Origin of the sequence: Longimicrobium sp. (genome assembly GCF_036387355.1) — a bacterium.
Lineage (GTDB): Bacteria > Gemmatimonadota > Gemmatimonadetes > Longimicrobiales > Longimicrobiaceae > Longimicrobium.
In genome coordinates this window covers 1-12,349 of sequence record NZ_DASVTX010000388.1, presented here as the reverse complement: position 1 = coordinate 12,349, position 12,349 = coordinate 1, and the positions used below count along the sequence as shown (strand labels likewise).

Below are 12,349 nucleotides of genomic sequence, written 5' to 3'. Positions count from 1 at the left end.
GTCGCCCGGCATGTCGTACGCCGGTGAGCGCAGCCGCTGAAAGATGCGCTCGCGGTCCGGCCGGCTCGCCTCCGACGGGCTGGCCAGCCGCTCGATCACCGCGGGATTCAGGAAGTCGAACTCCGTCTCCCACCCGTACTGCAGGTTGGCGGATTCGCTCACCCACTGCAGCTGGCCCAGCCGGTTCAGCAGCGGCCAGATGTCCGCGGTGAACGACGGCCGCTCGGGCGCCTGCAGCCACCCCGCGTCCACGGCCACGGTGCGCAGCAGGTCGTACAGGGTGATGAGCGGCTGAATGCCGGGCGCGTAGTCGGGCGGCCCGGTGAACACCCAGCCGGGCTCCGCGTCCATCACCGTTCCGTCTTCCAGCGTCACCCGCGCGCGCACCCACCCGTCGCTGATGTCGTCGAACCAGCCGTTGTTGTTGGAAAAGTTCTGGATGGGGTTGGCCGGGGAGGGCGAATCCGACCGGCCATGCCCGCCCAGAACGATGAGCCGCCCCTGCGCGTCGGTGCGCAGCTGGCCCAGCGTCACGCTCGTGCCCTGAAAGTCGCCCGCCATGGGTGGGCCTTGCTGGTCGCGGCCGTGGATGTGGTGCGCGCCGGGATCGATGTTGAGCCTGGCGCGGGCCTCGGCGCCCAGCACGTTCAGGTTGCGCTGCACGGCCGAGATGCCCGGCGCCATCAGCGGGGTACGCTCCGGCGCGACCACCGGCAGGTCCAGCGAGTTGTTGAAGGCGTACCACGAGGCCTTCTTGTTGGCCACGTGCACCGACCACTCCACGTTCTGCACGCGGTCCAGGGTGAGCTCCTCCACCACCTGGCCGCCCTCGTCAAAGCCGTACACGCGAAAGCGCGCGCCCTGCCGCTTGATGCGTCCCTCCGTCTTGTACCCGTCCTCCGGCTCGTCCGCGCGCCCGGGCACCTCCGGGCCGATGAAGTAGCCGGTCTCGCTGTTCCCCACGCGCGCGCACCCGATCGGCGGGTACACGGCGCAGCGGACGATCTTTGTTTCACTCATTCTAAGGGTCTCCGGATGGATGATGGGGAGGGCGCCGGCTTCGGCCACGGCTGGGGGTGCCGTGAAGTGGCGGGAAAAGTCTACGGCGCCGCCGCGCGCGCCGCCAGATCGGAGCGCGGTATTCGTCTCTCCGGATTCAGTGGATGACGGGCGCGACGCGTGAGATGCCCGATGGATGCAGGCTTCCGCGACGCGGGCGATGTGAGCCCGGGCGGCGGGAGCGATGATGCGGCACAGTGCCAGGGATGGGGCTCCTGCGAGCTGTGCAGGGTGGATGGAGAGTTTTTCCGCGATGCTCGACAGTTACGGAGTGTAGATGCCCGAATGTGCCCATGGTGGCCGATGCGGGCCGGATGATGACTGTTGACATCTGCGGAAATTCGGCGTATACAAAGAGTGTCGAATGTTGTTTCACGCCTATCCTGGATCGCCGCCATGAAGAAAGTACGCCTGGATCTGGACGCGCTGCGGGTCGACAGCTTCTCCACCGCCGAGCTTGCCGAGGGTCGCGGCACCGTTCGCGCGCTCTCCATCTTTGAGCCGACCGGCTACACGTACTGCATCCCGTGCGGCGGTGGTGGTGGCGGCGGCGGTACCGAGAGCGGCTACGACTGCTCGCACACCTGCCAGAACAGCATCTGCTGCGCACCCACGCCCAACACGGCCTGCGAGATGTAGCCGCCCGCCATGCGGGGGGAGACGGGTTCGTCCTCTCGACCGGATGGCGCCCGCAGTACGCGAGATGACGAGAGCCCCGTCGCCGTTCAGGCGCCGGGGCTCTTGGCTTCTAATACAGATCGGTAGAGGTTCGTGCCTATAACGGACCTCCGAACGTGCCACGGCCGTGATCTAGCGGGGGACGAGGGGTGCCGAATATGCACGAATTTTCTTGGAGCATAGACACATTAGGTGCCGTTGCCGGCTGGAAGTCGCAATCTGCGGGCTCAGACGATATCATGGTCGCGCGGAGCTTGTGCCCGCATCTGCTGCGGGTAATCACCGCCCGCAAACGTTGGCACAAGGCTCCCTAGGCTGAGCATTGTTTCTGCCTGAGGGGCCAGGTGTTCAGATGGTAGCATGCGGCTCGCATGACCATCGAGATCAAATTCGCTGAAGGACTGCGCAAACCAGCACCAGTTCACGGGCGTGAGCACCGGGTTCAGTATCCCCTGACGTAACGCGCCCGGGCACTGGTGCGGTGACTACCGCCGGCGTTGTCCATTGTTATTGACGAGTGCTCCGAAACCAAGGAGAAGCGGATGCTGGTGTGGGCAACGGAGTTTCCGGGGTCGGCGGGGAAATCGCCCGATGATTTGATCCCCCTTGCGAAGGAGTGGCTGATAGGAAGTCCCTACAGCGAGTGGACTGCTGCCCATTTCAGCGATCATCCATCGGGTGCCGTTACGCACTACGAGGCAGGAGGCCAGCACGTTGCCATTGCTCGCGTTGCTGCAGATGGACAGCAGTGGGCTGGTATTCGGCAGGTCTGGGTTGAGAGAGGTGAACGCGAATGGACCACCGAGATTGTTGGTCACGCGGCTGAAGATGGGCTCTGGATATCGGTACGGCTTGATTGTAACCTTTTGCTGCCGGGGTTAGCACTTCCGATTCCGAAGAAACCCTACTTCCTGAAACCGCTGTTCGAGCGACTCGGAGGCGGTTTTGACGGAATCCTTCAGATCGGCGACGTTCCGGTAGTTCTAGCGGAAGATGAGGTCGACCTCGCAGCATCATTGATCCGCGGGTTGGCCCGGAATCGTCTGCCTGTTGTATATGTCAGTGTCGGACGCGGGGGGCAGAGCGGGGCTGATGCAAGGAGGCTGGCGAAGTGGGTAGCTGGTATGGCGCACGTGGTTGTTGAGCCCTCACGGCATTTTTCGTTCGCTCTTTCGCGCCAAGTAGGCGGAATTAACGCCTACAACGGTGAGATTGGGATTTACTGGCCTGGGGCCGTAGGGAAGCCGGAGTATTTTGCGCCGCGGCAGTTCAGAAGCAAAGTGGAGCTGGAGCGAGAAGTTGAAGGGGCGCTTCGTCTGGCCTTGATCGGTGTGCGGCCGCGCTATGAAGGAACATGGTCGTCGGTCCAAGAAGCCCTCTCGCGCGTTCGTCTGGAGCAGCTGCGCTCTACTGGATCAACTGAGGTTGAGAAGTACATCGCTGAATTCGATGCAGACCTTGGGCGAAAGCAAAACCGTTTAGACGAAGCCGAGGCCGAGATTCGACGATTGGAAGCGGTGATACGGCGCTACCAAGCGTCATCAACCGACGTCAGCGACGGTGTTTTGAAGCGTGGGGATGAGCAGGAGTACTACCCCGGAGAGATGCGTGACGCAGTCGTCCGTGTTCTCGCAGTAGGGCGTGCATCAGTAGTCCCTGGGTCTCACTGGGATAACATCATCGATAGTGTGTTGCGCGCCAATCCTCCGAGCTCCACGCCGGAAGAGATTACGGCCGATCTCAAAGCTGCTTTGTCAAAGATGAGCAAGTTCGGATCTTCCGAGCGCAAGGCTTTGGAGGCCATCGGGTTTTCGGTAGAAGACGCAGGCAAGCACGCCAAAGCTACGTATTTCGAAGATGAACGTTACATGTTCACCATCCCGAAAACGCCCGGCGACCATCGGTCGGGCAAAAATCTCGTAAGTGATATCACGCGTTCCATCTTCGGTGTGAATTGACCGGACAGTCGTTTACGTCTGGGGCGCTAAGTGCACCGGTGCTCACTATTCGTGCGCGGAGAGGCGTCTTGCCCTCCGCCACGTTCCTCGTTACCCTTGATCCCATGACCACCGCGACCTCCTACCGCCGCTATCGCTACTACGGGCTCCCCTCCGGGACTCCGTGGCTCGGTGCGCGCGTGTAGCTTTCAGGACGCGGCACAGGCCAGAGGGGGCTCCCGGACACGTTCCGGGAGCCCCTTTTCTGTTCCCGGGACCGGCGGCCACAACCATCCACGATCCGTCAGGAGACGCACGAGATGATCATCGTCACCCGCCCGTCCATCACCGACGCCGAGCTGGACCACATCCGCGAACGCGTGGAAACCCTCGGCATGCGCACGCACCTGTCGCGAGGCGAGGCGCGCACCATCATCGGCTGCATCGGCGACGAGTCGCGGCTGCAGGAAGCGGCGCTGCTCAGCATCGCCGGCGTAGAATCCGTGCATCCCGTGATGAAGCCGTACAAGCTGGCGTCGCGCGAGTTCAGCGCGGACCGCAGCATCGTGCGCGTGGGCGGCGCGGCCGAGGTGGGCGGGCGCGCGCTGGCCGTCATCGCCGGGCCGTGCTCGGTGGAGGGGCGCGACATGCTGCGCCAGACCGCGTTCTCCGTGGCCGCGGCCGGGGCGGGCATGCTGCGCGGCGGCGCCTTCAAGCCGCGCACCTCGCCGTACGCGTTCCAGGGGTTGGGCGAGGCCGCGCTGCGGATGATGGCCGACGTTCGCGCCGAAACCGGGCTGCCCATCGTCACCGAAGTGATGGACACGCGGCAGGTGGAACTCGTGGCGCAGTACGCGGATGTGCTGCAGATCGGCGCGCGCAACATGCAGAACTTCGCGCTGCTGTCGGAGGTGGGGCGAGTGCAGCGGGCGGTGCTGCTCAAGCGCGGGCTGAGCGCCACCGTGCAGGAACTGCTGATGGCGGCCGAGTACGTGATGGCGCAGGGCAACCGCGACGTCATCCTCTGCGAGCGCGGCATCCGCACCTTTGAGACGGCCACGCGCAACACGCTGGACATCGCCGCCATCCCCGTGCTCAAGGCCGAGACGCACCTTCCGGTGATGGTGGACCCCAGCCACGCAGGCGGCCGCGCGGACCTGGTCGCGCCGCTCTCGTTTGCCGCCATCGCCGCGGGCGCGGATGGATTGATCGTGGAGGTGCATCCCTGCCCGGAGCAGGCCCTGTCCGATGGCGACCAGTCCCTCACGATGGAGAACTTCGAGCGGCTGATGCGCGACATCCGTCCGTTTGCCGCCGCCGCCGGGCGCACCCTCGCCGAGCCGGTGACGCCGCGCCGCGCGGAGGCCGCATGAGCGTCGCCGATCCCGGATCATCCGCGCAGACCGCGACGGCTGCGGACGCGCCCGGCCCCGCGGACGATCTCCTCGCCATCCGCGGCGAGATCGAGGAACTGGATCGCGCCATGGTGGACCTGATCGCGGAGCGGGTCGCGCTGGCGCGGCGCGTGGGTCCGGCCAAGCGCGCGCTGGGGATGCCCGTGCTGGATCCCGCGCGCGAGGCGGAGGTCGTGCGCCGCGCGAGCGCCCTGGCCCGCGACGCCGGCGTGCCGGAGGAGGACGTGCGATACGTGTTCTGGCACCTGGTGGGGCTGTGCCGGCGGGTGCAGCTGGAGGGGGATTGAAGGGAAGTACGAAAGTACGAAAGTACGAAAGTGGGCGTCCAGTCGGGTGTGTTTGGGCGGGCGGTGGCGCGGGGAGAGATGGGTTGCGCGGCGGATGAGGGGTGGCGCGCAACGTGTAGGTGATCGGGTGGACACACGCTGGGTGAACCGGGGCCGATACAGATGCGGATGACGATGTCAGGATGCTTTCGCGCGGGCAATCGACGGGCGCCGTTCCGGATGATAACGGCAATCGTGGCGCCCGTGCTCGCGGCGTGCGGCGACGTGAGCCTGAAGGACGAGGCGGAGATGGGCGACACCTACGCGGCGGAAATCCGGCAGCAGGTGCGCATCATCAACGATCCCGTCGCGCAGGCCACGCTGAACAAGCTGGGCAACCACCTCGCCTCGCGGGCAGACAGCACGGATCGAGAGTACACCTTCTACCTGGTGGATTCGCCGGAGGTGAACGCGTTCGCCATCCCCGGCGGCCACATCTTCGTCAACCGCGGCCTGATCGAGAGCGCGGATGAAGTTTCTGAGTTTGCCGGGGTGCTGGGGCACGAGATCGCGCACGTCACGGAGCGCCACGGCATCGAGCAGATGAAGAAGCGAGGGCGCGCCAACATCCTGGTGACGATCGTCTACGTGGTGCTGGACCGCGACCCCGGGCAGCTGGAGCGCGCGGCCATCGAGGCGGGCGGGGCGGCGGTGTTCGCCAAGTACGGCCGCGAGGCGGAAAGCGAGGCCGACGCGCGCGCCGTGCGGACGCTCCCCGCGGCGGGATACGATCCGGAAGGGGTGGCGACCTTCTTTGAGCAGATGCTGGCGGACCAGAAGCGCCAGCCGGGGATGCTGGACAAGTGGTTCGCGTCGCATCCCACCAGCCAGCAGCGGGTCGTGAACGCGCGCACGCTCATCCGCACGCTCAACGTGGACCGCGCGCGCCTGACCGACGACACACCCGAGTACCAGGCGTTTCGCGCCCGCGTGCGCCAGTTGGGATCACGGCCGGCGCCCACGCGGTGAATCGACGGCGGTTTCGGGCAGGGTGCGGCGTGAATGGCGGGCTCCAGGGCGGCCCCCACCCGGGCCGGCACCACCGGCCCACCCTCCCCCGAAACAGACTGGGGGAGGGTTGTTGCGGCGGAGAGCGAGCCGTGACACGCGGGTTCTCAGCATCCCTCGGCGGTCCTGAGCGGATGAATCCGCCGCTCAAAAAGCGGTAAGCCCCGGCTCGCGGCCGCTGACGCCTCCACGACCGAGCCTGAACCGAAGCCAGACGCAGAACCCGGTGTGACTTCTCCCCTCTCCGTGCGGGGTTTGCACGGGGAGGGGCCGGGGGAGGGGCCCGCGGAGCGTCGGACGCACACCGACGTCCGTTTCCGCGCCGAACGGCTCCCCCTGTCCCGCGGAGCGGGTGGAGGGGGCTGGGGGGAGGGGGCCTCCTTCCGCCGCACCGGCACCTTGGGGAACGCGCGTTTGTGCCGTTCTCCCCCGTCCGTCCGCAGTTTGCACGGGGGGGGGAAGGGCCCTCCCCTGGATGCCCATCCAGCCCCCACCTGTTAGACTGTCGCGCCACGGCGGCGCGAGGGACACAAAAAGATTTCAGGCGCGGGGCATCCCCCGCCTGTGCAACGGAGACGGATGATGGCGATCGATTTCTTTGCCGACATGCAGGCCCGCGGGCTCATCCACACCAGCACCGAGGGCGCGCGCGAGTTTCTGGCCGCCGGGCCGGTGACGGGCTACATCGGCTTCGACCCCACAGCCACCGGGCTGCACGTGGGCTCGCTGCTGCAGATCATGGCGCTGGCGCGGCTGCAGCGCGCGGGGCACCGGCCCATCGCCCTCGTCGGCGGCGGCACGGGGATGATCGGCGACCCCAGCGGCAAGACGGCCGAGCGCAAGCTGCAGACGCGCGAACAGGTGATGGAAAACGTCGCCGGCATCCGCGCGGAGCTGGAGCGCTTTCTGGACTTCACCGGCCCGGGCGGCGCGCTTCTGGTCGACAACCACGACTGGCTGGCCGGCCTGGGCCTGATCGACTTTCTGCGCGACGTCGGCAAGCACTTCACCATCAACTACATGCTCGCCAAGGACTCCGTCTCGCGCCGGATGGAGCAGGAAGGCGGGCTTTCCGTCACCGAGTTCGCCTACTCGCTGCTGCAGGCGTACGACTTCGCCGAGCTCAGCGACCGCCACGGCGCGCTGCTGCAACTGGGCGGCACCGACCAGTGGGGCAACATCACGGCGGGCACGGAGCTCATCCGGCGCACGCGCGGCAAGCAGGCGCACGGCATCGTGCAGCCGCTCATCACCACGGCGAGCGGCGCCAAGTTCGGCAAGACGGAGGCGGGAACGGTGTGGCTGAACGCGGAGCGCACCTCACCCTTCCGCTTCTTCCAGTTCTGGCTGAACACGGAGGACCGTGACGTGGCGCACTACCTCAAGGCGTTCACCTTCCTGCCGGTGGACGAGATCGAGGCGCTGGTGCGCGAGCACGAGGGCAACGCCGCCGCCCGCACCGCGCAGCGCCGGCTCGCGACCGAGGTCACCCGCATGGTGCACGGGGATGACGGGCTGGCCCGCGCGGAACGCGCCACGGGCGTGCTGTTCGGCGGCACGGCGCCGCAGGAGCTTCCCGCGGCGGAACTGCTGGACGTGTTCGCGGACGTGCCGTCCACGGAAGCCGCGCGCGAGCGGTTCGGCGGCGAGGGCGTGGGGATCGTGGACCTGCTGGCGGAGGCGGGGGTGGCCGCCAGCAAGGGCGAGGCGCGCCGTCTGATCTCGGGCGGCGGCATCTCGCTGAACGGCGCGCGCGTCGGCTCGCCGGACCAGCGCGTTCGCGCGGAAGACGCCATCGACGGCGAAGTCCTCATCCTCCGCAAGGGAAAAAAGGAGAACCGCGTCGTGCGCCTGGTGGGCTGAGCGCACGATGACGGCTTCCGATCCGCCGGCCGGCATCCGGTCCGTCGCCATCCTCGGCCTGGGGCTGATCGGCGGATCGCTGGCGCGCGACCTGGCCGCGCGCGGAATCCGGGTTCTCGCGTCGGACCGGGACGGCCGGTCGGTTCGCGATGCGATGCTTCAGCGCATCGCGACGCCGCTGGTGCACGGCGAGCAGCCAGACGTGGTCATCCTCGCGCTCCCGGTCCGGGCCGCGCTGGAGGCCGTGGCGCTCATGGACGACCGGTTCGGGCGCGCGCGCCTGATCATGGACGTAGGCAGCACCAAGCTGTCCATCGTCGAGGCGGCGGAGGGGATGGGGTTGGGGCCGCGCTTCGTGGGGTCGCACCCGCTGGCCGGCGATCACCGGAGCGGATGGGAGGCGTCGCGCACGGGACTGTTCGACGGTGCGCGTGTCTTTCTCGCGCCCGCGCCGTCCGCCGGAACCGAGGCGCTGCAACTCGCCAGGGAGCTGTGGGCGATGGTGGGCGGAGTCCCGGAGATGATCGGCGCGGCGGAGCACGACCGGCGGCTGGCGTGGACGAGCCACCTTCCGCAGATGGTGTCGTCCGCGCTCGCGGCCGCGCTGGCGGATGAGGGTGTCGCGCGCGCGGAACTGGGCCCGGGCGGGCGCGACGTGACGCGCCTGGCCGGCAGTTCGCCCGCGATGTGGACGGACATCGGCCGCGACAACGCCCAGGAGATCATCCCTGCGCTGGACAGGATGGTGGCGAAAGTGCGCGAGATCCGTGACGCCCTCCGCAACGGCGACGGGGCGCGGCTGCAGAGCCTGCTCACCGCCGCGCGCGATTGGCACGGAGAAGAGGGGTAGGACCGCGGCCCGCGGTTCCGGGCATCGGATTCGGCACGCCGGTCCCCGCGCGGATGGATTCGCACCGAGCCCTCCGCGCGGTGGGTCGTAGCTCCGGACGTGGACGAGACAGCGGCCACGTGCCGGGGCTTTCCGCTTCGGAGCGGCGGATTTGCTTCAACCGCTCAGGCCCCCCGGGCTCCACGGTCCACGCGGCAGATTCATCCGCTCCGGCGTGCCGGCACTGAGTCCATCCGGCGGGGCATCGGCCGCCAGCGGGTGCCGTTCCGTTCGCCCGCCCTACCCGTCCCGCGCCAGCTTGAACGCGACCGCCGGACCGACGATGCCGCCGGCCACGAGCCCGCTCAGGAGCATCACGGCGGGTTCCACATCGGGGGGCCCGCCCAGCACGATCACCGCACCGCACGCCGCGTACAGACACAACCCACCCAGTGCGCCGGCGAGGTACAGGCCCGCGGAGTGATGCGTGATCCGCTGGAGCAGCCAGAACAGGACCGCGGCACCCAGAAATCCGGCAAAATAGGCCGGGTAAACGATCAGCGCTGCGGGTTCTCCGTCCACTACGGCAACCAGGATGGGCGGGGTGGCGACAGCGCTGACGATCCCGGCGGCCACCGCGCCCCGGCGCAGCGCCTCACGCAGCAGAACCGGCCGGCTGCGGCGCTTCGCCGGCGGGTACCGCAGCGCTACGTACCGCAGCCCCGCCGCGTGCCCCGCCAGAATCCCGATCAGCATCACGTGCTCAATGGGCGTGCGGGACCGTGCGCGAGTACAGAACATGATCGCGACCATGGACGCCATGATCACCCAGGTCAGCATCAGGACGTGGTGAGACCGCAACCATGCGGCTACACCCACCAGCCCGTATACGACGGCGCCCGCCCCCAGCGTCACCGCCGCGCTCGCGGGGGGCAGAAGAGTCGCCGTGGCCAGGCAGAAGGCCGCCATCGCCGCCCAGGCGACTTCCCCGTCAGGGATGACCTTTGTGGTTGAGCGGTGCGGAATCATTCCTTGTCCTGGGCTGAAACGCAGGGGATCGTGGATCTGGTGTTTCCGTACGGCGGCGCACATGTGTTTTCTTCAAACGTACCATCGTGAAGGCCACGACCTGGCCCCTCCGCCGTCCCGCACCCGGCGATGCGTCCCGACGGCATTTCCTTTCAGGACGATACGCGTATGTTGGGGATGCGCACCCGGAAATCGCCGGGGCGCACTGCTTTCACTACGGCGCGGAGAGACAGCCATGCTCAAGCTCAACCCGGACGAACTCGCGGTGGAATCCTTTGCGGCCGCCCCGGGCGGCGAACCGTCGGTGCTGCTGACCAACACCGATCCCCGGGCGTGTCCGGCTACGCAGGGCTGGGACGAGTGCACCAACATCACCAATGGCCCCGGCTGCGAAACCGGCGGCTGCGCCAACTGCTGATCGCGCACGGCGGCGCGAGGTTCGCCTCGCGCCGCCCCGCGGGGATCGGACAGATCCGCCGCCATGCGCGCCACCGGCCTCCGCGGGTCCCCCGCGGCCCTCCCTCTGCCAACACACGCACGCAGAGAGGGACGGGCCTGCGGCTTCAGCGCGGCTCCCGTCAGTTCCCTTCGCCGACGTACACCTCTCCGTCCTTCATCACGAAACCCACGCGCTCCACCGCGCCGAAGTCGGTGAGCGGGTCCCCGTCCAGCGCGATCAGGTCAGCGAACGCGCCGGGCTTGATGGCGCCCAGGCGGTCCTCGCCCAGCGCGCGGGCCGCGTGGATGGTGGCCGCCTGCAGCACGCGGGCGGCGGGCATTCCGGCCTCGTAGTACGCGAACAGCGCCTGGCGCGCGCCTTCACCCTGCGGCATCTGGAAGTCCTGGTAGTAGTCCGATCCCGCCACAATGGTCACGCCCGCGGCCATCGCCCGGCGGATGCGGTCGCGGCCGCGCTCCAGGTAGCGGGTACGCCATGCGGCGTCCGGCCCGCCGCCCGCGGGCGCGGTGAGGCGGATGGCGCGGTCCAGCATGCGCGAACTGATCTCGGTGGGCACGTAGGCCACGCCGCGGCGCGCCATGAACCGGAACGTGCTGTCCGCGGCGTCGTAGGCGTGCTCGATGGTCGTGACCCCCGCATCGGCGGCGCGCCAGACGGCGGCGTCCGTGGTGGCGTGCGCGGCCACGGGAAGGCCCGCGCGCCGCGCCTCTTCTACGACCGCGCGCAGTTCATCCGCCGAAAGGCTGGCGTTGTTGGGCGTGTTGTCGGCGTACACCTTGATCACGCGGGCACCCCGGACCGCCGCCTCCCGCACCGCCGCCCCCGCATCGGCGGCGCCGCGGATGATGCGGTAGTCGTTGCCCACGATCTCCGGATGCTCCGCCAGCACGCCCACGTACTGGCCGCCCTCCGGGCTGAGTCCGGGGCCGGAGTAGAACATCCGCGGCCCTTCCACGCTCCCTTCGCGAATGGCCGTCGCCAGCGCCGCGTCGCCGAACCGCCCGCTGTTGCCCAGGTCGCGGACGGTCGTAATGCCCGCCCGCAGAAAGGTGCGCGCCCGTGCCGCTCCGCGAAGCGCGCGGAGCGGCGTGCCTTCCATTACCGTCTGCACCACCATCTGCTCGGTTTCCGTGTCGTTCAGCGTGGGGCGGATGAGCTGCAGCAGGTGCGTGTGCGCGTCGATGAGCCCCGGCATCACGGTCCGGTTGCGCAGATCGATCTCGCGCGCCCCGGCGGGTACGGCGATGCGCTCGCCCACCTGCTCGATGCGGCGTCCACGGACCAGGATGTCGCGGTTCGGCAGCATCACCCCGCGCTCGCTGTCGAACATCCGCCCCGCGTGAATGACGATGACCGTTTCCGCCGGATCGCCCTCCTGCGCCCGCGCGGCGTGGGGGACGGCCATGCAGGCGAGCGCGGCCGTGAGCACGCGCGCAGCCGAGGTGCGAATCAGCATCGGTGGATTGGTCTGGTACGAGTGGACGGCGCGACACGGGGACGGTCCGCATTGGATGGAGAATAGCGGTCACGCGCGTTGCCCCGCATCCGCCGTCTGACCCGGACCGCATCGCTACTGTCGTCTGTTCTGTGGATGTGCGGCCACCGACCCGGGCGCAACAATTCCCTCTCCCGCGCGTCCGCCGCTCCGACGAGTGCACCTGCGACTCGGAGTAAGCGACACTCGTGGTCGCGCGATCCGGGGATGTGCGCGGCATCCGGAAGGCAGTTGAAGCCTCGGACGTGGA

Annotated in this window: 11 protein-coding genes; 8 read left to right on the top strand and 3 right to left on the bottom strand. The window is 68.3% G+C overall.

All coding sequences use genetic code 11. The features are described from left to right. Positions 1-1,020: LodA/GoxA family CTQ-dependent oxidase (locus VF665_RS16900; protein ID WP_331054620.1), on the bottom strand; the 1,020-nt coding region annotated here is incomplete at its 3' end. 435 nt (positions 1,021-1,455) lie between these two features. On the opposite strand from VF665_RS16900, the gene VF665_RS16895 reads away from it, so the two are divergent. The 7 genes from VF665_RS16895 (at position 1,456) to VF665_RS16865 (ending at position 9,136) form a co-directional block, all read left to right on the top strand. Further along, positions 1,456-1,698 carry a hypothetical protein gene (locus VF665_RS16895; protein WP_331054619.1) on the top strand — a complete coding sequence of 81 codons (243 nt, stop codon included), beginning with the start codon at positions 1,456-1,458 and terminating at the stop codon, positions 1,696-1,698. A gap of 536 nt (positions 1,699-2,234) precedes the next feature. Beyond that, positions 2,235-3,695 carry a hypothetical protein gene (locus VF665_RS16890; protein WP_331054618.1) on the top strand — a complete coding sequence of 487 codons (1,461 nt, stop codon included), beginning with the start codon at positions 2,235-2,237 and terminating at the stop codon, positions 3,693-3,695. A 299-nt stretch (positions 3,696-3,994) separates the two neighbouring features. After that, positions 3,995-5,047 carry a 3-deoxy-7-phosphoheptulonate synthase gene (gene aroF / locus VF665_RS16885; protein WP_331054617.1) on the top strand — a complete coding sequence of 351 codons (1,053 nt, stop codon included), beginning with the start codon at positions 3,995-3,997 and terminating at the stop codon, positions 5,045-5,047. After that, a complete protein-coding gene (locus VF665_RS16880; protein ID WP_331054616.1) occupies positions 5,044-5,376 on the top strand; it encodes a chorismate mutase in 333 nt (110 codons plus the stop codon). The genes aroF and VF665_RS16880 overlap by 4 nt, the downstream gene beginning before the upstream one ends. Positions 5,377-5,595: 219 nt before the next feature. Continuing rightward, the gene (locus tag VF665_RS16875; protein ID WP_331054615.1) at positions 5,596-6,384 is read left to right on the top strand and encodes a M48 family metallopeptidase; all 789 of its coding nucleotides are present in this window, start codon (positions 5,596-5,598) and stop codon (positions 6,382-6,384) included. 621 nt (positions 6,385-7,005) lie between these two features. Next, on the top strand, positions 7,006-8,286 hold the full coding sequence (gene tyrS / locus VF665_RS16870) for a tyrosine--tRNA ligase (RefSeq protein ID WP_331054614.1): 1,281 nt from the start codon (positions 7,006-7,008) through the stop codon (positions 8,284-8,286). A gap of 7 nt (positions 8,287-8,293) precedes the next feature. Next, on the top strand, positions 8,294-9,136 hold the full coding sequence (locus VF665_RS16865; RefSeq protein WP_331054613.1) for a prephenate dehydrogenase: 843 nt from the start codon (positions 8,294-8,296) through the stop codon (positions 9,134-9,136). A 279-nt stretch (positions 9,137-9,415) separates the two neighbouring features. Here VF665_RS16865 and VF665_RS16860 read toward each other — a convergent pair whose 3' ends face one another. After that, positions 9,416-10,144 (bottom strand): hypothetical protein, encoded by a 729-nt coding sequence (locus VF665_RS16860; protein WP_331054612.1) that lies wholly within the window; start codon positions 10,142-10,144, stop codon positions 9,416-9,418. Between the two features lie 235 nt (positions 10,145-10,379). Between VF665_RS16860 and VF665_RS16855 the strand changes: the two genes are divergently transcribed. Then, a complete protein-coding gene (locus VF665_RS16855) occupies positions 10,380-10,562 on the top strand; it encodes a hypothetical protein (RefSeq protein ID WP_331054611.1) in 183 nt (60 codons plus the stop codon). A gap of 160 nt (positions 10,563-10,722) precedes the next feature. On the opposite strand, the gene VF665_RS16850 is transcribed toward VF665_RS16855, so the two are convergent. Then, on the bottom strand, positions 10,723-12,060 hold the full coding sequence (locus VF665_RS16850; protein WP_331054610.1) for an amidohydrolase family protein: 1,338 nt from the start codon (positions 12,058-12,060) through the stop codon (positions 10,723-10,725). Positions 12,061-12,349 lie beyond the last annotated feature (289 nt).

Excerpts from the sequence above, each read along its gene's own strand:
- tyrS (WP_331054614.1), top strand. The coding sequence starts at position 7,006 with ATGGCGATCGATTTCTTTGCCGACATGCAGGCCCGCGGGCTCATCCAC.
- VF665_RS16865 (WP_331054613.1), top strand. The coding sequence starts at position 8,294 with ATGACGGCTTCCGATCCGCCGGCCGGCATCCGGTCCGTCGCCATCCTC.
- VF665_RS16880 (WP_331054616.1), top strand. The coding sequence starts at position 5,044 with ATGAGCGTCGCCGATCCCGGATCATCCGCGCAGACCGCGACGGCTGCG.
- aroF (WP_331054617.1), top strand. The coding sequence starts at position 3,995 with ATGATCATCGTCACCCGCCCGTCCATCACCGACGCCGAGCTGGACCAC.
- VF665_RS16895 (WP_331054619.1), top strand. The coding sequence starts at position 1,456 with ATGAAGAAAGTACGCCTGGATCTGGACGCGCTGCGGGTCGACAGCTTC.
- VF665_RS16855 (WP_331054611.1), top strand. The coding sequence starts at position 10,380 with ATGCTCAAGCTCAACCCGGACGAACTCGCGGTGGAATCCTTTGCGGCC.
- VF665_RS16850 (WP_331054610.1), bottom strand. The coding sequence starts at position 12,060 with ATGCTGATTCGCACCTCGGCTGCGCGCGTGCTCACGGCCGCGCTCGCC.
- VF665_RS16860 (WP_331054612.1), bottom strand. The coding sequence starts at position 10,144 with ATGATTCCGCACCGCTCAACCACAAAGGTCATCCCTGACGGGGAAGTC.
- VF665_RS16875 (WP_331054615.1), top strand. The coding sequence starts at position 5,596 with ATGATAACGGCAATCGTGGCGCCCGTGCTCGCGGCGTGCGGCGACGTG.